Below are 26,041 nucleotides of genomic sequence, written 5' to 3'. Positions count from 1 at the left end.
GACTGAGATGGAGCCCGGACTCGTCCTGCAGGCAGTGGATCTCCGCGGCCAATCTGCGGGCGGTCCGGGCTCCGATGTGGTGCTGCTGGAGCCTGTGGAGGCCGCCCGGGCGGCGGCCATGGAGCCCGGAGCGCGGGCGCGTTTCATCGCCGGCAGGGCTGCGCTGCGGCGTTTTGCCGCGGCATTGCTGGAGTTGCCGGCCGGGGAGCTCAAGGCGTCCTATGCCTGTCCGCGCTGCGGCTCCGGACCGGCCCTTGCCCACGGCAGGCCGGGCTACACCCGCGGGGGAGAGCCGCTGCCGCTGCTGCTCAGCATGGCCCGGACGCCGCAATGGATCCTGCTCGCGGGGCTGCCGGCACCACGTGCCGGGATGCGGCTGGGCGTGGACGCCGAGGACCCTGCGCGGCTGGACTTTGACGGGTTCGACGCCGTGGCCCTGGGCCCGCAGGAACGTCACGCCGTCGAAAACCTGGCCGGGCAGGACCAGCTGCGTGAACGGGCCCGGCTCTGGGCCCGCAAGGAGGCCTGGCTCAAAATGACGGGCGAAGGACTCCGGCGCGATCCCCGCGCCGTGGACGTCCTGGCCAGGCCCGGACTCACAGACCTCGACCCGGCGGACACCGGCCTGCCGGGAACCCTGGTGGCCGCCGTCGCCATCGGGTGACAGCTGCCTGTGCAGCGGCTAGCTGGCGGCGTGCCGCCCGTGCGTCGGCAGCGGCGGCAGGGCCTCCTCAAACAGCCAGGGATGCAGCAGCGCCTCTGAATCGAGGCCGGCGACCCGGTCCGCCATGAGGATGAACTCCGCGGTGGACACCGATCCGTGCCGGTGCGTCCTGGTCCATTCCTGCAGCAGGGTAAAGAACGCCAGGTCCCCGCACCGCAACCGCAGGGCGTGCAGTGCGAGGGCGCCCCGCTTGTAGACGCGGTCATCGAACATCAGCTCCGGACCGGGATCCCCGATCACCAGGTCCTGGCCCGCGGCCGAGAGCCGCCGCCAGGCCGTCGTCGCCCGGTCATGGACGCCCATCACCCCGGCAGCCTCCGACCAGATCCACTCCGCGTAGCAGGCGAACCCTTCATGCAGCCAGATATCGCTCCATCCGCTGACAGTCAGGGAATTGCCAAACCACTGGTGTGAGAGCTCATGGGCGATCAGGCGCTGGGAATCCCAGTCCGGACTGAGGTGGTTCCGGCCCAGGATGGACAGGGTCTGGGCCTCCAGCGGGATCTCCAGGACATCGTCCGCCACCACCACCGTGTACTCCGCGAACGGGTAGGGTCCAAAGCAGCTGACGAACGTGCGCATCATCTCCGGCTGCAGGCGGAGCCCCTGCAGGGCGTCGGCTGCCAGGCCAGGCGGGACCGCCGCGGACTGCAGCACCCCGCCCGGGCTGTCCCCGGGATCGAGGATCACTGACTGGTACCGGCCGATCTGGACGGTGGCCAGGTAAGGGGCCATCGGCTCTTCCTGCTCATAGGTCCAGGATTCCCGGCTGGCCCGGATGCTGTGCCCTACCAGCCGGCCATTGCAGACAACCCGGTAATTGGCGTCGGTGGTGACGGTGATCCGGTAGCTGGCCTTGTTCCCGGGGTGGTCGTTGCAGGGAAACCAGGACGGGGCGCCATTAGGCTGCCCCGCCACCAGCACGCCGTCGGTGAGTTCTTCCCAGCCCACTTCACCCCACAGCCCGCGGCGCGGCGACGGATTGCCTTCATAGCGGATGTCCAGCGTGAAGGCGTCCCCGGGGAGGAGGTCGGCATCGAGATGCACCACCAGCTGCTCGCCACGCTGCACAAAGCGCCGGACGCGCCGCCCGTTGAACTGCACCTTGCTGGCGCGGAGGCCCACCAGGTCCAGGACGACGGCGGATGCCTGGCGTGCCGCCGTGGCGTGGAGGAGCGCGTGGCCGCTGAGCCGGTTGGAAGAGAGCCGGTAGTCCAGGTCCAGTTCATACCGTCCAACGCTGTAGGCGCTGGTGCCGTGGCCAGGCATATACCGGTCCGGCCGCACGCTGGTTTCGGCCGTTCCCACGGCGGTTCCGGAGCTGGCGGGTTCTGGGACACTCATGGGGTGGGGCCTCAATCACAAACGGTGGCGGACTGGCAGGTACTTACTTCAGGCGGGGTGCTGGAACGTCCGGGCCGGCCCACGGACTGACCGGATTGCCCATCCAGTAAGTCCCGGCGGGCACCGTCTCCCCGCGCATCACCAGCGATGCCGGACCCACTGTTCCGCCATGGCCGATGCGTGCCTGCGGGAGGATGACGCCGTGCGGTCCCATGGTTGCTCCCTCCTCGAGCGTAACAGTGTCAATGCTCATGATCCGGTCATGGAAGAGGTGCGTTTGGACCACGCAGCCGCGGTTGACCGTGGAGTTCGCGCCCAGGGTCACCAGGTCCGCTTCGGGCAGCCAGTAGCTCTCGCACCAGGTCCCGGAACCGATTTTTGCGCCCAGTCCGCGGAGCCACCACACCAGTGCCGGCGTCCCGCTTGCTGCGCGGGCGAACCACGGGGCGCTGACCATTTCGATGAACGTGTCCACCACTTCGTTGCGCCAGATAAAGGAACTCCAGAGCGGATGTTCGCCGGCCCGGATCCGGCCCACGAGCAGCCACTTGGCCACCACGGCGCTGCCGGCGGCGACGGCGCCCGCCAGCAGCATCACGAACCCGCCCAGCCCCGCGGCCAGGCCATAGCCGACGGTGCCTGCCAACCAATCGAACGCCAGGAGCACGCCGGCGGCCAGGCCCACGGTAAGGACGACGGGCACAAAGCGGCAGAGCTCCCACAGTGCCCTGGCTATTTTCAGCCGGAGCGGGGGCTGGAACGTCAGTGTGGTGTCCGAGGCGATGGCTGTGCGGCGAAGCCTGACCGGCGGGCTGCCCAGCCACGACGTTCCGGATTTTGCCTTCGAAGGGGTTGCGGACAGCACCGCCACGAGGGAGTTCTTCGGGACGCTCCGGCCCGCTGCCGTCATGCCGGAATTCCCCAGGAAGGAGCGTTTGCCGATCTTCGCCGGGGCGATCCTCAGCCAGCCGCCGCCGAGTTCGTAGGAGGCCACCATGGTGTCGTCGGCAAGGAACGCGCCTTCGCCCACCGTGGTCATCTTGGGCAGCAGCAGGACCGTGGACGCCTCCACGTTCTTGCCGATCCTGGCTCCGAGCAGGCGCAGCCAGACGGGGGTGAACAGGCTCGCGTAAATGGGAAAGAGCAGATCACGGGCGAGGTCCAGGACGCGTTCGGTGGCCCAGACCTGCCAGCCGATCCGGCTCCGCACCCGGTAATAGCCTTCTTTCAGGCCGGTCCCGAGCAGCCTGGTGGTGCCCAGGACCAGGAGCAGGTTGGCGGCGAACCAGGCCAACGCGGCCAACGGCAGGGACGCAAGGATCTGCAGCCACGCAGCGTCCAGGGAACTGCTGCCCTGGACGAAGAGGAAGACCATCCCGGCAGCGGCGGCAGCCGAGGCGTAAGGGATCATGGCCAGGACAGCGGAGGCCGAAGCGAAGGCGGCGAACCACAGGCGGCCGATCAGCGGGCTGCTGGGCGGAGTGTCCGGCCAGTCATTCTTGGCCTTGCCCCGGCGTCGGGCCGGTGAACCGGCCACCATCTGCCCCGCTTTCACCTTGCCAAGCACAGCCGAACCTGCTTCGACCTGTCCGCCGGCGCCGATGCTGGCGCCCGGCATGAGGGTGCTGCGTGCGCCCACCGTCGCCCCGGCGCCCACATGGATGGCTCCGATCCGGACGTGGTCGCCGTCGATCCACCAGCCGGAAAGGTCCACCTCGGGCTCGATGTTCGCTCCGCTGCCCAGGGACAGCAGGCCGGTCACCGGCGGCAGGGAATGCAGGTGCACATTGGTGCCGATCTTCGCTCCCAGGGCCCGTGCGTAGTAAGGCACCCACGGTGCGCTGGCCAGGCTCACGGCACCGGCAAGGTCCTGGATCTGTTCGGCCAGCCAGAGCCTTAGATGGACTTTGCCTGAGCGCGGGTACGTGCCCGGGCCAACGTTCCGGAGCAGCAGCCGGGCGGCCGCGATGGACAGGCCCATCCGGCCAAGGGGACTCACGAAGACCAGCCAGGATGCCCCTACCCACCACCAGGACACGGTGGGTGCGGCAGTAAAGCCGGCCAGGCCGGCGAGGAGGTTGTTGCCTGCCATCAGGTAGGTCAGCCAGCGCATGCCCACCAGGATGTGCAGGGGAATACCCATGAGTGTCTGGAAGACCTGGGACTTGCGGGCCGTCGGCCGGACAAGGCGTTCCTTTGCCGGGGCGGCCGCAATGCCGTCAGGCAGCGACTGCCGGGCCGTGTCGATGAGGGCCCCGATCCGGGGGGTGGCGTAGATGTCCGCGACCGTGATGGTGGGGTAGCGGAGGCGCAGGGCGGACACCAGCTGTGCCGCGGCAAGGGAGCCGCCGCCGTGGGCGAAGAAGTCCGCGTCCAGGCTTGCTGCCGGGCTGCCGAGCACGGCGCCCCATTGTTCGACGATCCAGGCGGCGTCGTCAGGCAGGTTCAGGGGAGCGCGGTCGCTTTCGGCCGCGCCCGATCCGGCCAGGGGCCAGGGGAGTGCGTGCCGGTCGACCTTGCCGCTGGTTTTGGTCGGCAGCGACTGGACGACGGTCAGCAGGGGAATCAGCGCCGCCGGGAGGCTGGAGGCCAGTATTTCGCGTGCCGCGGCAAGGTCAGGTTCCACGTCGCCGGCCGGCGCGAGGTATCCCACAAGCACCTGGTTCCCGGCCGCCGTCGTCTGCACAGCCGCCGCGGCGCCGGCGACACCCGGGAGGGCCTGCAGGGCGGCATCGATTTCTCCGAGCTCGATCCGGCGGCCGCCCAGTTTTACCTGTTCATCGGCGCGGCCCATAAAGACCAGCCCGGCAGCTTCGTAGCGGACGAGGTCGCCGGAGCGGTAGGCGCGGTGCCAGCCCAGAGTGGGCATGGGCGCGTACTTTTCCGCGTCCTTGGCAGGATCCAGGTACCGGGCCAGCCCTACGCCGCCGATGATGAGTTCGCCGACGGCGCCCTCCGCCACCGGGATGCCGTCACCGTCCACCACGGCCAGGTCCCAGCCATCCAGCGGCAGCCCGATCCGGACCGGCCCCGGTCCGCCCAGCTCGGCCGCGCACGCCACCACCGTGGCCTCGGTGGGCCCATAGGTGTTCCAGACCTCGCGGCCTTCCACTGCAAGGCGTTCGGCAAGCTCCGGCGGGCAGGCCTCGCCGCCGAAGATCAGCAGCCGCACGTTTTCAAGTGATTCCGCAGGCCACAACGCAGCCAGCGTGGGAACGGTGGACACCACCGTGATGCCGTGGCTGATGAGCCAGGGCCCGAGGTCCATTCCGGTGCGGACCAGGGCACGGGGCGCGGGGACAAGGCAGGCGCCGTGCCGCCACGCGAGCCACATCTCCTCGCACGAGGCATCAAAGGCCACTGACAGTCCTGCCAGGACACGGTCCTGCGTGCCGATCGGTTCCGCAGCGAGGAAGATCCGTGCTTCAGCGTCGACGAAGGCGGCGGCGGACCTGTGCCGGACGGCCACTCCCTTCGGAGTTCCGGTGGAGCCTGAGGTGAAGATGACCCAGGCGTCGTCTTCGGGGGTGGCAGGCCGTGCGGCCGGGAACGGCGCGACCCTGTCTTCGGTCAGTGCCAGCCCCTTGCCGGTGACCACGGCACTGACCTTGGCTTCGCCGAAGACCAGCCGGGCCCGTTCATCCGGGTCATCGGCGTCGACGGGGACATACGCGGCACCGATGAGCATGATCGCGAGGATCCAGACGTACAGCCCGTTGGTGCCGGAGGGGATCCGCACACCGATCCTGTCGCCCGCTCCCAGCCCTGCCAGGTGGAGTTCCCGTCCGGCGGAGCGCACGGCATCCATCAGTTGCGCATAGCTCAGCGACTGGCGGCCGTCGTCGAGGGCGGACGCGTCCGGATGGCGGTTTGCGGTCTCCTGCAGGATCTCCACCAGCGTCCGTACCCGGGGTGCCACACCCGATCCGGGCAGCTGGGGCTGATATTCGGCAAGGCCGTCGGGCACAGGGCCGCTGAGTTGTAGCTCGGTCACCCCTGCAGTGTCCACTGGCAAGGTGAACGGAAAGTGACGTCGTTTGCGTGGTGTCCACTTTCCCTTCACCGGACGTTTCCCTGACCGGGGATCAGGGGACCAGGAGGACCTTGCCGGTGGTCCGGCGGCCCTCAAGGTCTTCGTGTGCGCGCCGGGCGTCGGCCAGCGGATACGTGGCCCCGATCCGGACTTTGAGGTGCCCGTTTTCGGCGGCGGCGAAGATCTCACCGGACCGCCAGCGGCGCTCCTGCTCGTTGAGCAGGAAGTGGCCCAGGGACGGGCGGGTCAGCGTCAGTGACCCGCCGGCGTTGAGGCGCTGCGGATCCACCGGGGGCACGGCGCCCGAGGCGGCCCCGAACAGCACCAGCGTGCCGCGTGTACGCAGGCAGGACAAGGAGCCGTCAAAGGTGTTCCGGCCGACGCCGTCGTACACCACGTCCACGCCCTTCCCGCCGGTGAGCTCGCGGACGTGGTGGGGAAAGCCCTCATACCGCAGGACATGGTCGGCTCCGGCTTCCCGGGCAAGTTCCTCCTTGGCATCCGAGGAAACGGTGGTGATGACGCGGGCGCCCCGCTCCTTCAGCAGCTGGGTCAGCAGCAGGCCGACGCCGCCTGCGCCGGCGTGCGTCAGCACGGTGTGGCCCGGTTCCACCCGGAAGGAGGAATTGATCAGGTAGTGGGCCGTCATGCCCTGGAGGGGCAAGGCAGCCGCCGTCAGGTCGTCGACGCCGTCCGGCACCGGGAGCGCCTTCGCTGCATCCAGGACCGTGTAGCCGGCGTAGCACTTGGCGCCCTCGGCCGTGGCCACCCTGCTGCCCACCGTGAAGTTCTCGACGCCGTCGCCGACCTCTTCAACCGTTCCCGCGGCTTCCGAGCCGGGCGTGAAGGGGAAGGGGACCTGGTACATGCCCCCGCGCTGGTAGGTTTCGATGAAGTTGACGCCCGCCGCAGCCACCTTGATGAGCAGCTGGCCGGGGCCGGGCACGGGGCGTTCGGCCTCTGCCAGTTCCAGTACTTCGGGTCCTCCGGGCTCGCGGACAACGATTGCGTGCGTCATGTATCTCCTTCCCGGGGCTGGGATTTCCTCGCCCCGGTCCTGGACCCATCCTAGGGAAACCGGCACCAACGACGAAGTGACGGCCGGTCAGGGCCGTCACTTCGGGTCAAACGCGGGGGCCGGCCATGGTGCGCCGGAGCTGCTCAGTAGCGGCGGGTGACTGTGGCCATGGGGCACTCGAAGTGGCGCCCGGCGGAAAGTCCGACGTCGTTGAGGTAGCGGACAATAATGCCGTAGGACTCCAGCAGGGTGGTTTCCGTGTACGGGACCTGGTGCTTGCGGCAGTACTCCCGGACGATCTTGGCGGCCTTGTCCAGCTGCGGCCGTGCCATGTCCGGGAAGAGGTGGTGCTCAGCCTGGCGGTTCAGGCCACCGAGCAGGATGTCCATAAAGCGGCCGCCGGAGATGTTGCGAGACGTCAGGACCTGCCGGCTGAAGAAGTCAACACGGCTGTCCGCCGGAATGACGGGCATGCCTTTGTGGTTGGGCGCAAATGAAGCCCCCATGTAGAAGCCGAATACGGCGAGCTGCACGCCGATGAAGGCGAACGCCATTCCCAGCGGCAGGAACGTGAAAGCCAGGACCGGCAGGACGCTGAGGCGGACCAGCAAGATGGGCAGCTCCACCCAGCGGTGCGTCACTTTGGCGCGGCGGAAGATGAACTTCACCGAATCGATCTGGAGCCCCAGGCCCACCAGGAACAGCAACGGAAAGAAGAACCAGCCCTGCTTGCGGGTCAGGAACGAAAACCTGCCCTGCCGGGTGGCTGCGGCTTCGTGGTGGAAAGCGATCGCGCCGGTGGCGATGTCCGGATCCTTGGAAATGACGTTGGGGTGGTTGTGGTGCGCGCCGTGTTTCTGCTCCCACCAGGAATAGCTCATGCCTGCCACCGAGGTGGCCAGGATCCGGGCTGTCCAGTCGTTGGCCCGGCGCGAGGCGAAGATCTGGCGGTGGCCGGCCTCGTGGGCCAGGAAGCTCAGCTGGGTGCAGATGATGCCGACTGCGGCGGCGATGAGGAGCTGGAACCAGCTGTCGCCGATCAGCGCGAAACCGAACCATGCGGCGGTCATCAGGAGCACCAGGCAGGAAAAGACTGTGATGTAGAAGCCCACACGGCGTTCCAGCAGGCCTGCGGCCTTGACGCTCTTAAGCAGTTCCGAATAGCTCAGGACAACTGCATTGGGCTGCCGGACGCGCGATTGGGGGCGCTCCGACGTTGGGAGGGTGGTGGTCAAAGCCGGGGCCTCGTAACTGTTACGGGCAACGCGGCAGCCGACATTCGGACTGCGCGGTCAGGATCACCCTCCTTCCATCGTACGCCTGCCTGTCCAGCCGGCCCGAAAAAGGAGAACGGGATTGAGTGCATAAATATCGGACACACTGAATACTTTTGCTGTAGGATTTCCGGTATGACTATTTCTGTTGCCGTCTCCGGAGCCAGCGGCTACGCCGGGGGAGAAGTCCTGCGCCTCCTCGCAGGGCATCCGGACGTGACCATCGGTGCCATCACAGCGCACAGCAATGCAGGCTCCCGCCTCGGCGAGCTGCAGCCCCACCTGCACGGGCTCTCGAGCCGCATCCTCGAAGACACCACGGTGGAAAACCTCTCCGGCCACGACGTAGTGTTCCTGGCCCTCCCGCACGGGGCTTCCGCCGAAATCGCGGCCCAGCTGCCGGAAGGCACCATCGTGATCGACGCCGGCGCAGACCACCGCCTCGAAGACGCCGCAGCGTGGGAAAAGTTCTACGGCTCCGCCCACGCCGGAACGTGGCCGTACGGCCTGCCAGAGCTCCCGGGCCAGCGCGAGGTCCTCAAGGGCGCCACCCGGATCGCCGTCCCCGGCTGCTACCCGACGTCGGCCCTGCTGGCACTCACGCCCGGGTTCGCGGCCGGACTGCTGCAGCCCGACGACGTCGTCATAGTTTCCGCCTCCGGCACCTCGGGTGCGGGCAAGGCCGCGAAGGTGAACCTCATCGGCGCCGAGGTGATGGGTTCCATGAGCCCGTACGGTGTGGGCGGCGGCCACCGCCATACGCCCGAGATCGAGCAGGGGCTGTCCAACGCCGCCGGTGAAGGCGTCACAGTGTCCTTCACTCCCACGCTTGCCCCCATGAGCCGCGGGATCCTCACCACCGCCACGGCAAAGGTCAAACCGGGCACCACCGCCGCCGACCTCCGCCAGGCGTGGGCGGATGCCTACGACGACGAACCGTTTGTCCACCTCCTGCCGGAAGGGCAGTGGCCGGCCACCAAGTCGGTCCAGGGCTCCAACCACGCGGCCATGCAGCTTGCCTTTGACGCGCACACCGGCCGCGTGATCGTGACCTGTGTCATTGATAACCTCACCAAGGGAACCGCCGGCGGCGCCGTGCAGTCCATGAACATTGCCCTTGGCCTGGCGGAGACCGCCGGCCTTAACCTGCAGGGAGTTGCACCGTGACCGTTACCGCCCCCAAGGGATTCCGGGCCGCCGGGGTCACCGCCGGCCTGAAGGCGTCCGGCAAGCCGGACCTCGCCCTGGTCGTCAACGATGGCCCGTCCAGGGCTGCGGCCGCCGTCTTCACCAGCAACCGCGTGGCTGCAGCCCCGGTCCACTGGTCCCGCCAGGTGGTGTCGGACGGCAGGGTGGACGCCGTCGTCCTCAACTCGGGCGGAGCCAATGCCTGCACCGGGCCCCAGGGATTCCAGAACACGCACAGCACCGCCGAAAAAGTGGCCGCCGTCCTGGGCATCTCCGCGACGGATGTTTTTGTCTGCTCCACCGGCCTGATCGGCGAGCAGCTGCCCATGGACAAGATCCTTCCCGGAGTCGAGGCTGCCTCGGCGGCGCTCAGCACCGACGGCGGCCCCGAAGCGGCCAATGCCATCATGACCACCGACTCGGTGCCAAAGGCCGCACTGTTCATCGGCACCGATGCCGACGGCCAGGAGTTCACCATCGGCGGCATCGCCAAGGGTGCCGGCATGCTGGCACCCGGCCTGGCCACCATGCTGGTGGTCCTCACCACCGACGCGGCCGTCGAAGCGGAAATGCTCGACGTCGTCCTCCGCGACGCAACCCGCGTCACCTTCGACCGAGCAGACTCAGACGGCTGCATGTCCACCAACGACACCGTGGTGCTGCTGGCGTCCGGCGCTTCCGGCGCCGTCCCGTCCGCCGAGGCCTTCGGTGCCGGGCTGACCCAGGTATGCGCCGAACTGGCACGCAAGCTGATCGGTGACGCCGAGGGCGCGAGCCACGACATCGCCATCCGCACGTTCAACGCGGCCAGCGAGCGGGACGCCGAAACGGTCAGCCGCTCCGTGGCCCGGTCCAACCTGTTCAAGGCCGCCATTTTCGGCAAGGACCCCAACTGGGGCCGTGTCCTGTCCGCCGTGGGAACCACGGACGCCGTTTTTGAGCCGGACCAGCTCAACGTCGCCATCAACGGCATCCAGATCTGCCGCAACGGCAGCATCGGCGACGACCGGAACCTCGTGGACCTGGAACCGCGCGAAGTCCACGTGGAGATTGACCTGCAGTCCGGCCACGCCGAGGCCACCGTCTGGACCAATGACCTCACCCACGACTACGTGCACGAGAACAGCGCCTACTCGAGCTAGACCCCGAGCTAATCAACCAGCCACCCCTGGAGATAGTGCAAGCATGAATACCCAGACCCGTGAAACCACGTCCATGACTGATGCCCAAAGCAAGGCCGGCACCCTGATCGAGGCGCTGCCCTGGATCCAGCGCTTCGCCGGCACCACCATGGTGATCAAATACGGCGGCAACGCCATGGTCAACGAGGAACTGCGCCGCGCCTTCGCGGAGGACGTGGTGTTCCTCCATCATGTGGGCATCCACCCCGTGGTGGTCCACGGCGGCGGTCCGCAGATCAACTCCATGCTGGCGCGGCTGGGCATCGAGTCCGAGTTCAAAGGCGGGCTCCGAGTCACCACGCCCGAAGCGATGGACGTGGTCCGGATGGTCCTTACCGGCCAGGTGGGCCGCGAACTCGTGGGCCTGATCAACTCCCACGGACCCTACGCGGTGGGGATGTCCGGCGAAGACGGCGGCCTGCTGCGTGCAGTCCGGACCGGCACCGTCATTGACGGCGAGGAAGTGGACCTGGGCCTGGTGGGCGAGGTCGTGGGCGTGAACCCGGAGGGCATCCTGGACATTCTCGCTGCGGGCCGCATCCCGGTCATTTCCACGGTGGCACCTGAAATCGCGTCCGACGGCGTCGAGACTGCAGCCGGTGACGTCCAGACCACCGGCCAGGTCCTCAACGTCAACGCGGACACGGCCGCGGCTGCCCTGGCCGAAGCATTGGGCGCGTCCAAACTGGTGATCCTGACCGACGTCGAAGGCCTTTACGCCCATTGGCCGGACAGGTCATCGCTCATTTCGTCCCTCACGGCCTCGGAGCTGCGGCAGCTTCTGCCTTCCCTCGAGTCGGGCATGATCCCGAAGATGGAGGCGTGCCTCAAAGCCATCGACGGGGGAGTGGAACGCGCCCACATCGTGGACGGCCGCCTGCCGCACTCCATGCTCCTGGAAACATTCACCACCGCCGGCATCGGCACCCAGGTGGTCCCCGACGAAGAAACGGTTGCATCATGACCCACGCAGAACTGAGCGAGGCCTCCGCATCGGCGCTCGTTGGCCACACCAGCGGCGCCGACTGGCTGGCCCGCTACTCAACGTCACTGATGGGTGTCTTCGGCACCCCGCAGCGTGTCCTGGTCCGCGGCGCCGGCTGCCTGGTCTGGGACGCCGACGGCAAGGAGTACCTTGACCTGCTCGGCGGCATCGCCGTCAACGCCCTGGGCCACGCCCACCCGTTTGTGACCTCGGTGATTTCCAGCCAGCTGGCCACGCTGGGGCACGTCTCCAACTTCTTCACCAGCCCCACGCAGATCGCCCTTGCCGAAAAGCTGCTGGCCCTGACGCACGCCCCGGCGGGCTCGAAGGTGTTCTTCACCAACTCCGGCACCGAAGCGAATGAGGCCGCCTTTAAGTTGGCGCGGCGCAACGCAACAGGCTTGGACGGCGCACCCCGTACCAAGATCATCGCCCTGGAAGGTGCCTTCCACGGACGGACCATGGGCGCCCTGGCCCTGACCGCCAAGGAAGCCTACCGTGCCCCGTTCGAACCGCTGCCCGGCGGCGTGGTGCACATCCCCTTCGGTGACGTGGCAGCCCTGGAAGCCGCCATCGACGAGACCGTGGCCGCCGTGTTCCTGGAACCGATCCAGGGCGAAGCCGGCGTACGGCCCCTGCCCGCCGGCTACCTGCGGGCAGCCCGCGAAGCGACCACCAAGGCCGGCGCCCTGCTGATCCTGGACGAGGTCCAGACCGGCATCGGCCGCACCGGCAAATGGCTCGCCAGCGAGGACGCCGGGATCGTCCCGGACGCCGTCACCCTGGCCAAGGGCCTCGGCGGAGGGTTCCCCATCGGCGCGCTGCTCACCTTCGGCGAGCCGGTGTCGCAGCTCCTGGGCGCCGGCCAGCACGGCACCACCTTCGGCGGCAACCCGGTGGCGACGGCGGCCGCCCTGGCCACCCTGCACGCGATCGAAAGCCAGCGGGTACTGGACAACGTGGTTGCCGTGGGGGAATACCTCCGGGCCGGTCTCGCCGCCATCGACGGCGTCACCGAGGTCCGCGGCGTTGGCCTGCTGATCGGGTTCGACCTGGACGCCGACGTGGCCCCCGCCGTCGTGACCGCGGGCCTTGATGCCGGTTTCATCGTCAACAGCCCCGGGCCGCGCACCATCCGGCTCGCCCCGCCGCTGATCCTCACCACGGACCAGGCCGGCGCCTTCCTTGCCGCACTCCCGGCAATCCTCCAGACAGCTAAGGACGCGCAGTGACCCCTGTAGTTTCTTCCGCCGGCACAGCCAGCGGCACCCGCCACTTCCTCAAGGACACGGACCTCAGCCCGGCCGAGCAGGCCGAAGTCCTGGACCTGGCCGTCCGGATGAAGGCCGCGCCGTACAGCGTGCAGCCCTTCGCCGCCGAGGGAAACGGCCGCAAGACCGTGGCCGTGATCTTCGACAAGACCTCCACCCGTACCCGGGTTTCCTTTGCCACCGGCATCGCGGACATGGGCGGCAACGCCCTGATCATCAACCCCGGCGAGGCCCAGATCGGCCACAAGGAATCGGTGGAGGACACCGCCAAGGTCCTGGAGCGCATGGTGTCCACCATTGTGTGGCGCACCGGCGCGCACTCGGGCCTGGTGGCCATGGCGGAGAACTCCAAGGTGCCGGTCATCAACGCCCTGTGCGACGACTACCACCCCTGCCAGCTCCTCGCGGACCTGCTCGCGGTCAAGGAGCACAAGGGCGAACTGGCGGGCCTCACCATGGCCTACCTCGGCGACGCCGCCAACAACATGGCCAACTCCTACCTGCTGGCCGGTGTCACCGCCGGGATGCACGTCCGCATCGCCGGGCCGGAAGGCTACCTCCCGGCAGCGGAGATCGTTGCCGCGGCCGAGGAACGCGCCGCGCAGACCGGCGGTTCCGTACTGATCACCACCGACGCCGCGGAAGCCCTCAAGGGCGCCGACGTTGTGGCCACGGACACCTGGGTCTCGATGGGCCAGGAAGCCGAAAAGGAAGCCCGGCTGCAGCTGTTCCGCGAGTACTCCGTCGACGAGGCGGCCATGGCACACGCGGCGGACGACGCCGTCGTGCTTCACTGCCTGCCCGCCTACCGCGGCTATGAGATCTCCGCGGGAGTCATTGACGGCCCGCAGTCCATCGTCTGGGACGAAGCCGAAAACCGGCTGCACGCCCAGAAGGCGCTGATGGCCTGGCTGATGCACCGCTCGGGCCTGGCATTCGTCGACGGTCTTTCTCCCGTTGAAGGCACCGGGGAGAGCACGTTCTAGTGTCCACCAACCCGTCGGTGCCGGGCTCCAGCCCGGCCACCAAAACGGCCCGCCAGGCGCGCATCACCGCGATCCTGACGGGTGAGTCGGTGCGCTCCCAGGCGGAGCTCGCCGCGTTGCTGGCGGACGACGGCGTCCAGGTCACCCAGGCCACCCTGTCCCGGGACCTGGTGGAACTCGGCGCTGTCCGGGTCCGCGGCAAGGAAGGCGTCCTGGTCTATGCCGTGCCCGGCGAAGGCGGCGAACGCGCCGCCAAGAGCGGCGTCAGCCAGGAAATCCTGGATGCCCGCCTGGCCAGGCTGTGCAGCGAGCTGCTGGTCACGGCGGAGGCCTCGGCCAACATCGCCGTGCTCCGGACTCCGCCCGGGGCGGCCAACTTCCTGGCCCTGGCCATCGACCACTCGGTCATGCCGTCCATCCTGGGAACCATCGCCGGTGACGACACCGTGCTGCTGGTCTCCCGCGACCCGCAGGGCGGGCAGGACCTCGCCGTGCGGTTCCTGCAGCTGGCAGAGGAAGCCGGCAGCGGCCAGTAACACCGCGCCCCAAGGTGTGACAGGCTTTCGGTAATCAATTCTTAAACAACGCAACCCCCAACACAGAGGAGCATTTTCGTGACTGAGCGTATTGTTCTGGCCTACTCCGGTGGCCTGGATACTTCCGTAGCCATCGGCTGGATCGGTGAAGCCACCGGCGCCGAGGTCATCGCCGTGGCGGTCGACGTCGGACAGGGCGGCGAGTCGCTGGAGACCATCCGCCAGCGTGCCCTCGGCTGCGGCGCCGTCGAAGCCTACGTGGCCGACGCGTCCGACGAGTTCGCCGACGAGTACTGTATGCCCACGCTGAAGGCCAACGCCCTCTACCAGGGCCACTACCCGCTGGTCTCGGCCATCTCCCGCCCGGTGATCGTCAAGCACCTGGTCAAGGCCGCCCGCGAATTCGGCGCCACCACCGTTGCGCACGGCTGCACCGGCAAGGGCAACGACCAGGTCCGCTTCGAAGTGGGCATCCAAACCCTCGGCCCGGACCTGAAGTGCATCGCCCCCGTCCGCGACCTCGCCCTGACCCGCGACAAGGCCATCGCCTTCGCCGAGGAAAAGGGACTGCCGATCGAGACCACCAAGAAGAACCCGTACTCGATCGACCAGAACGTGTGGGGACGCGCCGTCGAAACCGGCTACCTCGAGGACATCTGGAACGCCCCCACTAAGGACATCTACGACTACACCGCCACCCCGGAATTCCCGCCGGCCCCGGATGAAGTCACCATCTCCTTCGAAGCCGGCGTGCCGGTAGCGATCGACGGCGTCCGGGTCACCTCGCTGCAGGCCATCAAGGAACTGAACCGCCGCGCAGGCGCCCAGGGCGTGGGCCGGATCGACGTCGTCGAGGACCGCCTCGTGGGCATCAAGTCCCGCGAAATCTACGAAGCACCGGGTGCGATGGCACTCATCACTGCGCACAAGCACCTCGAGGACATCACCATCGAACGCGAGCAGGCCCGCTTCAAGGCCACTGTTGGCCAGCGCTGGGCCGAGCTGGTCTACGACGGCCAGTGGTTCTCCCCGCTCAAGCGCTCCCTGGACGCCTTCATCGAAGACACCCAGAAGTACGTTTCCGGCGACATCCGCATGGTGCTCCACGGTGGCCAGGCGATCGTCAACGGACGCCGCTCCGAGACCTCGCTCTACGACTTCGACCTCGCCACCTACGACACCGGCGACACGTTCGACCAGTCGATGGCGCGCGGCTTCATCGAGCTCTGGGGCATGTCCGCCAAGGTTGCCTCCGGCCGCGATATCCGCGTCGCAGGAAAGTAAGAATCGGTGGTTGAGCACAATTCGATTCCCGGCCAAAGTCCGGTGGTTGAGCCTGTCGAAACCCAGGTTTCGACAGGCTCAACCACCGGCTCGACCAACACCGGCGCACTGTGGGGCGGCCGGTTCGCCGGCGGCCCCGCGGATGCTCTCGCGGCCCTGAGTAAGTCCACGCACTTTGACTGGCGGCTGGCCCGCTACGACATCGCCGGGTCCAAAGCGCACGCCCGCGTGCTGCACAAGGCCGGGCTGCTGGACGACTCCGAGCTCGAAGGCATGCTCGCTGCCCTGAGTCAGCTGGACGAGGACGTTGCCTCTGGCGCGTACCTGCCGGCCGAGTCCGATGAGGACGTGCACGGGTCGCTGGAACGCGGCCTGATCGAGCGCGCGGGCACCCAGTTGGGCGGCAAGCTCCGCGCCGGGCGGTCCCGCAATGACCAGGTGGCCACTCTCGGCCGCATGTTCCTGCGTGACCACGCCCGGATCATTGCCGGCGGCGTGCTGGCGACGATCGAGGCGCTGGTGGATCAGGCCAAGGCGCACCAGGGTGTGGCCATGCCCGGCCGTACGCACTTGCAGCACGCGCAGCCGGTCCTGCTCAGCCACCACCTGCTGGCCCATGCCTGGGCGCTGCTGCGCGATGTGCAGCGGCTGGCGGACTGGGACAAGCGCGCCGGGGTTTCGCCTTACGGCTCCGGTGCCCTGGCGGGCTCTTCCCTCGGCTTGGACCCGGAGGCCGTCGCGGCGGACCTGGGCTTCTTCTCCGCCACCCACAACTCGATCGACGGCACCGCCTCCCGCGATGTCTTCGCCGAGTTCGCCTGGGTGACGGCGATGATCGGTGTGGACCTGTCCCGCGTGTCGGAGGAAGTGATCCTGTGGGCCACGAAGGAGTTCTCCTTCGTTACCCTGCACGATTCCTACTCCACCGGTTCCTCGATCATGCCGCAGAAGAAAAACCCGGACGTCGCCGAGCTGGCCCGCGGCAAGGCAGGGCGCCTGATCGGCAACCTGACCGGGCTGCTGGCCACGCTCAAGGGCCTGCCGCTCGCGTACAACCGCGACCTGCAGGAGGACAAGGAGCCGGTCTTCGACGCAGCCGACACCCTGGAGCTGCTGCTTCCGGCGGTCTCGGGCATGATCGCGACGCTGAAGTTCAACACCGGGCGGATGGAGTCCCTGGCACCCCAGGGCTTTGCGCTGGCCACGGATATCGCCGAATGGCTGGTCCGCCAGGGCGTTCCGTTCCGCGAGGCCCACGAGCTCTCCGGTGCCGCGGTCAAGCAGGCCGAAAGCCGCGACGTCGAGCTGTGGGACCTGACGGATGAGGAGTATGCGGCCATTTCGGAGCACCTGACGCCGGAAGTCCGCACGGTCCTGTCCACCGAGGGTTCGCTGAACAGCCGCAACTCGCAGGGCGGCACGGCCCCGGCCGCCGTCGAACGCCAGCTGGTTGCGCTGGAAGCCGAGCTGGCGGGCGTGCGCGGGTACGCCGGGTAGTCCGTTCGAGTGTCGGGTCTCGACAGGCTCGACCACCGAAACCGGTGGTCGAGCCTGTCGAGACCGAAACCGGTGGTCGAGCTTGTCGAGACCGAGTCCGGTGGTCGAGCCTGTCGAGACCTCATTAAGCTGGGGCACATGAGCGACGCCTTCCGCAGCCACCTGCGGGCCCTGCCCGACTTTCCCGCCGACCTGCCGGACTTCGACCCCGCCAAAGCCCCGGCAGACCCGGTGGCCCTGTTCCAGCTGTGGCTGGATGAGGCCCTCGCCGCCGGCGTGCTGCAACCGCACGCGTGCAGCCTGGCCACGGCGGACGGAAACGGCCAGCCCTCTGCCAGGATGCTGATCCTGAAAAACATCGACGACGACGGCTGGCACTTCGCCACGTCGCGGACGTCCCGGAAGGGCCGGGAACTGTCCGTCAATCCGGGTGCCGCCCTGAATTTCTACTGGCCGCAGCAGGGCCGGCAGGTCCGGGTCGCCGGACCCGTGGTTGAGCTGTCCGCCGAGGCGTCCGCGGCCGACTGGCGGGCGCGCCCGGCCGCGGACGGCAGCCACAATCCGGACTGGCAGCTCTACGCGGTCAGGCCCACGGAACTGGAGTTCTGGCAGGCCCGCCACGACCGCCGGCACATCCGGCACCGCTACGGACCGGACGGCATCCCCCTCAGCTAGGATGGGCGCCATGACTGCTCCCGCACCGGCTGACCTGCTCGCCGAACTGCACAAAGCCGCCGCCCTCGTTGCGTCAACCGCCGCGAAATTCACCGATGAGGACGTCAAAGCGCCCTCAGCCCTGCCCGGCTGGACCCGCGGTCACGTCCTGGCGCACCTCGCCGGCATCACCAACGCCATGGCCCGGCAGCTGGAATATGCGGCGCGCGGCGAAACCGTTGAGCTGTACGACGGCGGCATGGACGGGCGCAACAAGGCCATCGGGATGGCCGCGGGCCACAGCGCCGACGCCCACCGCGTGGATCTGGACGCAGGCCTGGAGCGGGCGCTGAAAGCCTTTGATGCGCTGGAGGCGGGCCCGGGCTGGAAGGTACCGATTGCCTACCGCGGGGGAGTGGTCCTCGACGGCGGGCTGGCGCTGTGGCGTGAACTGGTCATCCACACCGCCGACCTGGGCGCCGGCCTTGGCCCGGAGACCTGGAGCCGGCCATTCTGTGAACACCTCTTCGACTTCCTGGCCGCCCGCGTGCAGCCGGGGGACAAACTGGTGCTTCAGCCGCTGGGGCTTCCGCCCAGGACGCTTGGCAGCGGCGGCACTTCCACCGTCATCAGCGGCATGATCACCGACATCGCGGCGTGGCTCGCCGGCCGTGAACCGTCGCTCGGCAGCCTGCGGGCATCCGCCGCCGCGGACGGCGTGGACCTCCCGGAACTGCTGCCGTGGCCTGCCGGGACGCCCGCGGCTAAGTAGGCCCTACCCGGCTTCGCGGGCCAGCAGGCTTTCCGTAGCCTCACGCGCCAGCAGGCTCTCCTTAATGGCCAGGCCCCAGCGGAAACCGCCAAGGGAACCGTCGGTGCGGATGACCCGGTGGCACGGCACAAACAAGGCTGCCGCATTGAAGGCGCAGGCACTGGCCGCAGCCCGGACCGCCTTCGGATTTCCGGACAGCTCGGCGTACTCCGTATAGGTAACCGGGGATCCGGGGCGTACCGTCCTCAGCACATCCCAGGCGTGGGACCGGAAGGGACCCGACTTCTGGCGCACCGGGATGGCCATGGCGGGCGCGGGGTCGCCAGCGTAGAAGGCCTCCACCGCCCGCGAAATGGGCCCCAGGTCAGTCACCGCCTCAACATCATCCGGACGGAGCCCAGGGTGGATCTGGCCGGTCAGCTCGCCGGGCTCGGCGGTCCAGCCGGAGGCCAGGACCATACCGTCCTGCGCCAGGATGGTGAACGGGCCGTCGGGGGTGGACATCACTAACAGCTGGGCTTTCATCGCATCGCTTTCTCTGGAACGGCTGGAACACGCTTGGGGGGTTTGGCCGCCGCGGCGGCGCGCCACAGGTGCATGGTGGCGTAGGACCGCCACGGGCTGACCTCCCGGAAATCGGGGCTGGGCACATGGTGGCTTATCGGATCGGGACCAGGCGTCGAGCCCAGGGCACGGATTCCGTTTCTCACCGCGGCGTCGTTGGCCAGGAAGACGTCCGGCGCGCCCAGGACGCGCATCGCCACATAGCCCACCGTCCAGGGACCCACGCCGGGAAGGGGGAGCAGTTTGGCCCCCAGCCCCGGCAGGTCATCGCCGTAGCCGAAATCCAGCCGCCCGTCGGCGAGGGCGGAGGCCGCGGAACGGACGGCATCGATCCGGCGCTGCGGACCGCGCAGCAGCGTGTAGCCATCCTCCGCGATTTCGGCCGCGGTGGGAAACAGCCGGTCGAGCCCTTCGGCGGGCATCAGGCTGGCGCTGCCGGCAGCGGACAGCTGCGTCAGCGCGGTCCGGGCGGCAGCCACCGTGACCTGCTGCCCGATCATCGCCCTGACCAGGAGTTCCTGCGGATCAACCGCGCCCGGCAGCCGGATGCCGGGGGCACCAGCAACCGAGGCGGCGAGCCGGGGATCCCCGCCCAGTGCGCCGTCGATCGCCACCGGATCGGCGTCGAGGTCGAAAAGCCGGCGCACCCTGCTCAGCAGGGCCGGCAGGTCGCGGAGGTCCACCGCGCCGATGGTGAGGGTCAGCGGCCGCCCCGGCGCGCCGCCGTCGTAATCCACGCTGAAGCGGGCATCCCCGTGCGGAAGCCGCAACGTGCGGGCGTACGACGCCGGTGTCCCCGCCTCGATCCCGGGGATCGCCCTGACGGCGAGGAAGGAAAAGATGCCGGGATCAAACGGTTCGCGGTAGGGGAGTGTCAACGTCAGCGAGGTGGCGGCCGTTCCCGGCTTGTGGTGCCGGGCGGTGGAGCGCAGGGCGGTGGGCGTCATGGCGAACACCTCCACCATGGTCTCGTTGAACTGCCGGACGCTGCTGAAACCGGACGCGAACGCAACGTCCGCCAGCTTCATGGCCGTTGAGACCAGCAGCGTGCGCGCGGTCTGGGCGCGGCTGGCCCGGGCCAGGGAGAGCGGACCGGCGCCGAGCTCGTGACTGAGGATCCGGTTCAGCTGCCGGGCTGAATAACCGAGCCGGGCCGCCAGGCCTTCCACCCCGTCGCGGTTGATGACGCCGTCGTTGATCAGGCGCATGGCCCGGCCGGCGAGGTCCTGGCGGACGTTCCACGCCGGCGTCCCGGGCACCGCCTCGGGAAGGCAGCGCTTGCAGGCCCGGTAGCCGGCGTCGTGCGCTGCGGCGGAGGTTTCGTAAAACGTGACGTTGGCCGCCTTGGGGGTCCGGGCCGGGCACGACGGGCGGCAGTAGATCCCGGTGGTCCGGACAGCAGTGTAGAACTGCCCGTCGAAGCGGGTGTCACGCGCATCGATCGCACGGTAGCGCTGCCAGAAGTCCATGTCCCCTATCCTGCCAGCCCGGGACAACGCCTGCTAGCGGAAATCGGACATGGCCGTGGGCGTTGGGTAGAGTCGGACCATGACCGTCAGCAGCAGTCCCGCCGACCCGGAAGAGCTCCGCGGGCTGCTGTCCGGGGACGCGCGGCGGATCGCCCCGCAACTGCTGGGATCGGTCCTGAGCCACAACAGCCACGAGGGAACGGTCGCCGTGCGGATCACGGAGGTGGAGGCGTACATGGGTCCCGGCGATTCCCTGCACCCGGATCCGGGGTCGCATACGTTCCGAGGCCCCACGGCGCGCAACGCGCCCATGTTCGGGGCGGCCGGCCACCTGTACGTGTATTTCACGTACGGGATGCACTACTGCGCCAACATCGTCTGCGGCCCGGCCGGGGCGGCCTCTGCCGTCCTGCTTCGAGCCGGCGAAGTGGTGGAGGGGGAGCACCTGGCGGCGGTGAGGCGGCCGACGTCGAAATCGGTGCTCGACCTGGCCAGCGGCCCGGCCCGGCTGGCCACCGCCTTGGCCCTCACCACGGCGGACACCGGACGGGACGCGCTGAGCGAACCTTTCGGGCTGCGGCTGCCGGAAATGCCCGCAGCGGACGTCAGTTCCGGACCCCGCGTTGGCGTCTCCGGCGACGGGGGCTCCCTTGACTACCCCTGGCGCTTCTGGCTGCCGGGGGATCCGACAGTGTCCCGCTACAAGGCGGCAAAGCCGCGTCCGGCGAAGTTTCAATCACGTTAACCGAAATGGTTGTAGAATGGACGGTCTGTCTTTTGCGATAGGGGAACGTTTAATGCTCGACGCCGATTTGGCCCACGAACGGGACTATGTTGCTGGCCTGTATGCGCGGCTGGAAGAATTGCGCGCCGAAAAGCGCAAGCAGTTGGCGCAGGTCCGCCGGGCCGGTGCCGTGGGCACCATGCAGAATGTTTCCGAGCGTGACGCCTTCGCCGCGCTCTATGAGGACCGCCTCGCCCAGCTCGACGCCGTCGATGACCGACTGGTGTTCGGCCGGCTGGACCTTGATTCCGGGGAAGCCCAGTACATTGGCCGCATCGGCCTCACCACCGAGGACCTGCAGCGGCTCATGGTGGACTGGCGTGCGCCCGAAGCCGGCCACTTCTACCAGGCCACGGCCTTTGACCGGCAGGGCGTGCGGCGCCGACGGCACCTGATCCTGCAGGGCCGGGTAGTGAAGGCCATCGAGGACGACGTCCTGGACGCTGACATGCTGACCGACAACGAGTCGCTGCAGGGCGAAGGTGCGCTGCTCGCTGCCCTGGACTCCAAGCGGACCGGCCGCATGTCCGACATTGTGGGCACCATCCAGTCCGAGCAGGACCGGATCATCCGCTCCTCCATCTCCGGAGCCGTGGTGGTCCAGGGTGGTCCGGGCACCGGCAAGACGGCCGTTGCGCTGCACCGCGCCGCCTACCTGCTGTACACCCACCGGGACCGGCTGAAGGCTGCCGGTGTGCTCCTGGTGGGCCCGTCGTCATCGTTCATGAAATACATCGAACGCGTGCTGCCCTCCCTCGGCGAAACCGGTGTGGTGATGGCCAGCCTCGGCCGGCTGATGCCCGGCATCAGCGCCGTGGCCGAACCCGAAGCTGACGTCGCGGCCATCAAGGGCCGGCTGGATATGGCGAACGTGGTGGCCAACGCCGTCTCAAACCGCCAGCGGATTCCTGCCGAGAACCGTGTCCTGGAAGTTGACGGGCGAAAGCTGCTGCTCACGCCGCGACAGGTCCGCCGTGCCCGCGAACGCGCCCGTTCCACCGGCAAGCCGCACAACGAGGCACGCGTGACGTTCGTCAAGATCCTGCTGCGTGAGCTGACCGAACAGATGACTGAGCTCGTGGAAGCCGGGAGCCTGGGCAACAATGCCGACCGCTCCTATCTGGCCGAGGACGTCCGCACGGCCCGCGATGTGCGGATCGCGCTGAACCTGTGCTGGATGCCCATGACTCCGGAGAAGCTCATCAGTGAGCTCTTCAGCAAGCCTGCGATCCTGGAAGTGTGCACGCCGCACCTCACCGCCGCGGAACGGGCCCTGCTGCTCCGCCCGGTGGATGCCCCCTGGACCGAGTCGGACGTCCCGCTCCTCGACGAGGCGGCCGAGCTCCTTGGCGAGCTTGACCCGGCCGCTGGCCGCGGACTGGCGCAGCAGGAGCACGACCGTGCCCGCGACCTGGCGAACGCCAAGCAGACCCTCGTGAACATGGAGGCTGCCGGCGTCGACGCGCTGATGACCGCCGAGGAACTGGTCGACCAGAACCAGGAACGCGAAGCCCGGCTGACCGCAGCCGAGCGTGCCACGTCGGACCGGACTTGGGCGTTCGGCCACATCGTGGTCGACGAAGCGCAGGAACTTTCGCCGATGCAGTGGCGGCTGCTGGTCCGCCGCTGCCCGCTGAAGTCCTTCACGATCGTGGGAGACATCGCGCAGACCAGCTCCGTAGCAGGCGCGAACTCCTGGCAGGGTGCCCTGGGCCCGCTGTTCGGGGACCGGTGGCAGCTGGAAGAGCTGACGGTCAACTACCGGACGCCGTCGCAGATCGCGGAGGCCGCCGCCAGGATGGCCAACGCAGCCGGCCTTGTGGTCTCTGCACCGAAGGCCGTCCGCGAAGGCCGCTGGTCGCCCGTCATCGACAAGGTCGCATCCGGTGACGTGGTCAGCCGCCTCGTGGAGGCACTTCCGGAGGAGCTGGAAGCGCTCGACGGCGGCCTGTTGGCCGTGATTGCCGACGGCGACCTCCTGCCGCAGGCCACCTCAGCCCTGCGCGCCGTCTATGGCCGGCGCATCGGAACCGGGGCGGGAAGCTATGAGCAGGACATCGTGGTCATCAGCCCCCGAGAGGCCAAGGGCCTTGAATTCGACGGTGTTGTGGTGCTGGAGCCGTCCATGATGCTCAACCACGAGCACGGTCGGGTGGGGGATCTCTACGTCGCCATGACCCGGCCCACGCAGCGGCTCCGCCTGATCGCAGCAGAAGGTGTGCCTGCCGGCATCGAGCGGTAGTCCGGACCGTTGCGGGCGCGTGGCGGCCACCGGCCCGGTTCATCCGGCGCCGGCGGCCGCCAATCCTGCTAACTTAGAAGTCGTGTCAGAACTCAACGATCTCGAATCCCAGCAGAACGACCCCACCTTCGCCAATATCTGGCAGGAGCTGAAGTGGCGCGGCCTGGTCCACGTCTCCACCGATGAAGGGGAGCTGGAAAAGCTCCTCGCCGGTGAGCCGGTCACGTATTACTGCGGGTTCGATCCCACCGCGCCGAGCCTGCACCTGGGAAACCTCGTCCAGCTCCTGGTCATGCGGCGTCTCCAGCTTGCAGGCCACAAACCGCTGGGACTGGTGGGCGGCTCCACCGGCCTGATCGGTGACCCGCGCCCCACTGCGGAGCGGACACTGAACACCAAGGACACCGTCTCGGAATGGGTGGGCTACCTTCAGGCCCAGGTCCGCCGCTTCCTGAGCTTCGACGGCGCCAATGCTGCACGCATGGTCAATAACCTGGACTGGACCGCCCCGCTGAGCGCCATCGATTTCCTTCGTGAGATCGGCAAGCACTACCGAGTCGGCACGATGCTCCGCAAGGATGCGGTGGCTTCCCGCCTCAGCTCCGACGAGGGCATCAGCTACACGGAGTTCAGCTACCAGATCCTTCAGGGCATGGACTACCTCCAGCTTTTCCGCGACCACGGCTGCATGCTGCAGACCGGCGGTTCGGACCAGTGGGGCAACCTGACCAGCGGCACCGAACTCATCCGCAAGGTTGAGGGCAAGACGGTCCATGCCCTGGGGACGCCTTTGATCACCAACTCGGATGGAACCAAGTTCGGCAAGAGTGAGGGCAACGCCATCTGGCTCGACGCCGGCATGTGCAGCCCGTACGCCTTCTACCAGTTCTGGCTCAACACCGCCGACGCCGATGTTGTGGACCGGCTCAAGGTCTTCACCTTCCTGAGCCGGGCAGAGATTGACGCTGTTGCCACGGCCGTGGCTGAACGTCCGTTTGCCCGGGAGGGCCAGCGGAAGCTGGCGTTCGAAGTCACTTCACTGGTGCATGGAGTTGAAGCAACCGAGAAGGTCATCGCCGCCTCTGCCGCCCTCTTCGGCAATGGTGACCTGTCCGCACTGGACAGGCCCACCCTCGAAGCCGCAACGTCGGAGCTTCCCTCCGCCACCATCCAGGTGGATGGCCTCGGGATTATCGACCTGCTCGTGGCTTCGGGCCTGTCAGAGAGCAAGTCCGCCGCCCGGCGCACCGTCGGTGAAGGCGGAGCGTATGTGAACAACGAGAAGGTTTCCGATCCGGAAGCAGTTATCTCCGAGTCTGAGCTGCTGCACGGCCAGTACCTGCTTCTGCGGCGTGGCAAAAAGAACCTCGCGACCGTCGAAGTCCTTGTCCCGTAGCGGTTGCCACGACCCCATTGCACGCTCCTCTCCGGCCGATTTGCACGGCCGGAGGGGAGCGTGTATTGTTTTTGGAGTCGCCGCCGCTGAGTGGTGACAAACCCCCAAGACTAACGAAGCAATTCTTCGTGTGCACAGCACAGAAATGAAGAAATGCTTCACTTTCTGATGGGTGGATTCGTTCCACAGAGTGAATATCGGGTAAATAACCCGGATTTGCAAAGTGAATATGAATGAAATAAGCTAGAAACATAGCAGCGAAGAAATACTAGACAAAGAATTCAAATGGATTTGTTTAGGGAAGTATTCGAATGTGTCTGTTGTTTGAGAACTCAATAGTGTGCCAAGTTTGTTGATACCAATTTATTGTATTGAATTGGTTGAATTGACTGGATTATGCCACCCCGTGGTGTGGTCTGGTTTTTACAGCTGGTTTCAAATTTTGCAGTGTGGTTGCCGCGTTTTCCCGTGGGGCCATTCTGTGTCTGTTTTTGTTTTACTTCAACGGAGAGTTTGATCCTGGCTCAGGATGAACGCTGGCGGCGTGCTTAACACATGCAAGTCGAACGATGATGCCCACTTGTGGGTGGATTAGTGGCGAACGGGTGAGTAACACGTGAGTAACCTGCCCTTAACTCTGGGATAAGCCTGGGAAACTGGGTCTAATACCGGATATGACTCCTCATCGCATGGTGGGGGGTGGAAAGCTTTATTGTGGTTTTGGATGGACTCGCGGCCTATCAGCTTGTTGGTGAGGTAATGGCTCACCAAGGCGACGACGGGTAGCCGGCCTGAGAGGGTGACCGGCCACACTGGGACTGAGACACGGCCCAGACTCC

20 protein-coding genes and 1 rRNA gene are annotated in these 26,041 nt (G+C 67.6%); 15 read left to right on the top strand and 6 right to left on the bottom strand.

The annotated features are described in order from the left end of the window. The first annotated feature begins 7 nt into the window (after positions 1 to 7). Positions 8 to 664 (top strand): 4'-phosphopantetheinyl transferase superfamily protein, encoded by a 657-nt coding sequence (locus tag EYS21_RS06630; RefSeq protein WP_131132429.1) that lies wholly within the window; start codon positions 8 to 10, stop codon positions 662 to 664. An 18-nt stretch (positions 665 to 682) separates the two neighbouring features. On the opposite strand, the gene EYS21_RS06625 is transcribed toward EYS21_RS06630, so the two are convergent. From EYS21_RS06625 to EYS21_RS06610, 4 genes are all read right to left on the bottom strand, one after another. Then, on the bottom strand, positions 683 to 2,068 hold the full coding sequence (locus EYS21_RS06625) for a M1 family metallopeptidase (RefSeq protein WP_131132428.1): 1,386 nt from the start codon (positions 2,066 to 2,068) through the stop codon (positions 683 to 685). A 43-nt stretch (positions 2,069 to 2,111) separates the two neighbouring features. Next, entirely contained in the window at positions 2,112 to 6,062 is a 3,951-nt protein-coding gene (locus tag EYS21_RS06620; protein WP_131132427.1) for a Pls/PosA family non-ribosomal peptide synthetase, read from the bottom strand. A 91-nt stretch (positions 6,063 to 6,153) separates the two neighbouring features. Continuing rightward, positions 6,154 to 7,119, bottom strand: coding sequence for a quinone oxidoreductase (locus tag EYS21_RS06615; protein WP_131132426.1), 966 nt, complete (start codon positions 7,117 to 7,119; stop codon positions 6,154 to 6,156). Positions 7,120 to 7,262: 143 nt separating this feature from the next. Further along, positions 7,263 to 8,354 (bottom strand): acyl-CoA desaturase, encoded by a 1,092-nt coding sequence (locus EYS21_RS06610; RefSeq protein ID WP_131132425.1) that lies wholly within the window; start codon positions 8,352 to 8,354, stop codon positions 7,263 to 7,265. A gap of 174 nt (positions 8,355 to 8,528) precedes the next feature. Here EYS21_RS06610 and argC point away from each other — a divergent pair, with 174 nt between their 5' ends. From argC to EYS21_RS06560, 10 genes are all read left to right on the top strand, one after another. Beyond that, positions 8,529 to 9,560, top strand: a complete 1,032-nt coding sequence (gene argC, locus EYS21_RS06605) for an N-acetyl-gamma-glutamyl-phosphate reductase (protein WP_131132424.1) — start codon at positions 8,529 to 8,531, stop codon at positions 9,558 to 9,560. Further along, entirely contained in the window at positions 9,557 to 10,723 is a 1,167-nt protein-coding gene (gene argJ / locus EYS21_RS06600) for a bifunctional glutamate N-acetyltransferase/amino-acid acetyltransferase ArgJ (RefSeq protein WP_131132423.1), read from the top strand. The genes argC and argJ overlap by 4 nt, the downstream gene beginning before the upstream one ends. Positions 10,724 to 10,766: 43 nt before the next feature. Next, entirely contained in the window at positions 10,767 to 11,726 is a 960-nt protein-coding gene (gene argB, locus EYS21_RS06595; RefSeq protein ID WP_131132422.1) for an acetylglutamate kinase, read from the top strand. Next, the gene (locus tag EYS21_RS06590) at positions 11,723 to 12,979 is read left to right on the top strand and encodes an acetylornithine transaminase (RefSeq protein ID WP_131132421.1); all 1,257 of its coding nucleotides are present in this window, start codon (positions 11,723 to 11,725) and stop codon (positions 12,977 to 12,979) included. Before argB ends, EYS21_RS06590 begins: the two co-directional genes overlap by 4 nt. Next, a complete protein-coding gene (gene argF / locus EYS21_RS06585) occupies positions 12,976 to 14,004 on the top strand; it encodes an ornithine carbamoyltransferase (RefSeq protein WP_131132420.1) in 1,029 nt (342 codons plus the stop codon). Before EYS21_RS06590 ends, argF begins: the two co-directional genes overlap by 4 nt. After that, complete coding sequence (locus tag EYS21_RS06580) at positions 14,004 to 14,540, top strand: arginine repressor (protein WP_131132419.1); 537 nt, start codon at positions 14,004 to 14,006, stop codon at positions 14,538 to 14,540. The genes argF and EYS21_RS06580 overlap by 1 nt, the downstream gene beginning before the upstream one ends. Before the next feature lie 78 nt (positions 14,541 to 14,618). Next, on the top strand, positions 14,619 to 15,824 hold the full coding sequence (locus EYS21_RS06575; protein ID WP_131132418.1) for an argininosuccinate synthase: 1,206 nt from the start codon (positions 14,619 to 14,621) through the stop codon (positions 15,822 to 15,824). 42 nt (positions 15,825 to 15,866) lie between these two features. After that, a complete protein-coding gene (gene argH / locus EYS21_RS06570) occupies positions 15,867 to 17,321 on the top strand; it encodes an argininosuccinate lyase (protein WP_131132849.1) in 1,455 nt (484 codons plus the stop codon). A gap of 138 nt (positions 17,322 to 17,459) precedes the next feature. After that, entirely contained in the window at positions 17,460 to 17,996 is a 537-nt protein-coding gene (locus EYS21_RS06565; protein WP_131132417.1) for a pyridoxamine 5'-phosphate oxidase family protein, read from the top strand. Between the two features lie 10 nt (positions 17,997 to 18,006). Continuing rightward, the gene (locus EYS21_RS06560) at positions 18,007 to 18,747 is read left to right on the top strand and encodes a maleylpyruvate isomerase family mycothiol-dependent enzyme (RefSeq protein ID WP_131132416.1); all 741 of its coding nucleotides are present in this window, start codon (positions 18,007 to 18,009) and stop codon (positions 18,745 to 18,747) included. Between the two features lie 3 nt (positions 18,748 to 18,750). Here the strand turns inward: EYS21_RS06560 and EYS21_RS06555 are convergent, their stop codons facing one another. Both EYS21_RS06555 and EYS21_RS06550 read right to left on the bottom strand, forming a co-directional pair. Next, complete coding sequence (locus EYS21_RS06555; RefSeq protein ID WP_131132415.1) at positions 18,751 to 19,272, bottom strand: methylated-DNA--[protein]-cysteine S-methyltransferase; 522 nt, start codon at positions 19,270 to 19,272, stop codon at positions 18,751 to 18,753. Next, complete coding sequence (locus EYS21_RS06550; RefSeq protein ID WP_131132414.1) at positions 19,269 to 20,780, bottom strand: AlkA N-terminal domain-containing protein; 1,512 nt, start codon at positions 20,778 to 20,780, stop codon at positions 19,269 to 19,271. The genes EYS21_RS06555 and EYS21_RS06550 overlap by 4 nt, the downstream gene beginning before the upstream one ends. Positions 20,781 to 20,859: 79 nt before the next feature. On the opposite strand from EYS21_RS06550, the gene EYS21_RS06545 reads away from it, so the two are divergent. From EYS21_RS06545 to EYS21_RS06530, 4 genes are all read left to right on the top strand, one after another. Continuing rightward, positions 20,860 to 21,525 (top strand): DNA-3-methyladenine glycosylase, encoded by a 666-nt coding sequence (locus tag EYS21_RS06545; RefSeq protein ID WP_131132413.1) that lies wholly within the window; start codon positions 20,860 to 20,862, stop codon positions 21,523 to 21,525. 52 nt (positions 21,526 to 21,577) lie between these two features. After that, positions 21,578 to 23,806 carry an AAA family ATPase gene (locus tag EYS21_RS06540; RefSeq protein WP_131132412.1) on the top strand — a complete coding sequence of 743 codons (2,229 nt, stop codon included), beginning with the start codon at positions 21,578 to 21,580 and terminating at the stop codon, positions 23,804 to 23,806. Between the two features lie 82 nt (positions 23,807 to 23,888). Further along, positions 23,889 to 25,202 carry a tyrosine--tRNA ligase gene (gene tyrS / locus EYS21_RS06535; RefSeq protein WP_131132411.1) on the top strand — a complete coding sequence of 438 codons (1,314 nt, stop codon included), beginning with the start codon at positions 23,889 to 23,891 and terminating at the stop codon, positions 25,200 to 25,202. A gap of 501 nt (positions 25,203 to 25,703) precedes the next feature. Then, positions 25,704 to 26,041 (top strand): 16S ribosomal RNA (locus tag EYS21_RS06530); the annotation flags it as partial.

Origin of the sequence: Arthrobacter sp. S39 (assembly GCF_004320525.1) — a bacterium.
Taxonomy (GTDB): domain Bacteria; phylum Actinomycetota; class Actinomycetes; order Actinomycetales; family Micrococcaceae; genus Arthrobacter.
Note: the sequence above shows the minus strand (reverse complement) of the source record. Positions and strands in the feature narration are given on the sequence as shown.

Bases quoted from the DNA above. Each gene is read 5' to 3' on its own strand.
- EYS21_RS06630 (WP_131132429.1), top strand. From the start codon at position 8: ATGGAGCCCGGACTCGTCCTGCAGGCAGTGGATCTCCGCGGCCAATCT.
- EYS21_RS06625 (WP_131132428.1), bottom strand. From the start codon at position 2,068: ATGAGTGTCCCAGAACCCGCCAGCTCCGGAACCGCCGTGGGAACGGCC.
- EYS21_RS06615 (WP_131132426.1), bottom strand. From the start codon at position 7,119: ATGACGCACGCAATCGTTGTCCGCGAGCCCGGAGGACCCGAAGTACTG.
- argC (WP_131132424.1), top strand. From the start codon at position 8,529: ATGACTATTTCTGTTGCCGTCTCCGGAGCCAGCGGCTACGCCGGGGGA.
- argB (WP_131132422.1), top strand. From the start codon at position 10,767: ATGAATACCCAGACCCGTGAAACCACGTCCATGACTGATGCCCAAAGC.
- EYS21_RS06590 (WP_131132421.1), top strand. From the start codon at position 11,723: ATGACCCACGCAGAACTGAGCGAGGCCTCCGCATCGGCGCTCGTTGGC.
- EYS21_RS06565 (WP_131132417.1), top strand. From the start codon at position 17,460: ATGAGCGACGCCTTCCGCAGCCACCTGCGGGCCCTGCCCGACTTTCCC.
- EYS21_RS06560 (WP_131132416.1), top strand. From the start codon at position 18,007: ATGACTGCTCCCGCACCGGCTGACCTGCTCGCCGAACTGCACAAAGCC.
- EYS21_RS06555 (WP_131132415.1), bottom strand. From the start codon at position 19,272: ATGAAAGCCCAGCTGTTAGTGATGTCCACCCCCGACGGCCCGTTCACC.
- EYS21_RS06550 (WP_131132414.1), bottom strand. From the start codon at position 20,780: ATGGACTTCTGGCAGCGCTACCGTGCGATCGATGCGCGTGACACCCGC.
- EYS21_RS06545 (WP_131132413.1), top strand. From the start codon at position 20,860: ATGACCGTCAGCAGCAGTCCCGCCGACCCGGAAGAGCTCCGCGGGCTG.
- EYS21_RS06540 (WP_131132412.1), top strand. From the start codon at position 21,578: ATGCTCGACGCCGATTTGGCCCACGAACGGGACTATGTTGCTGGCCTG.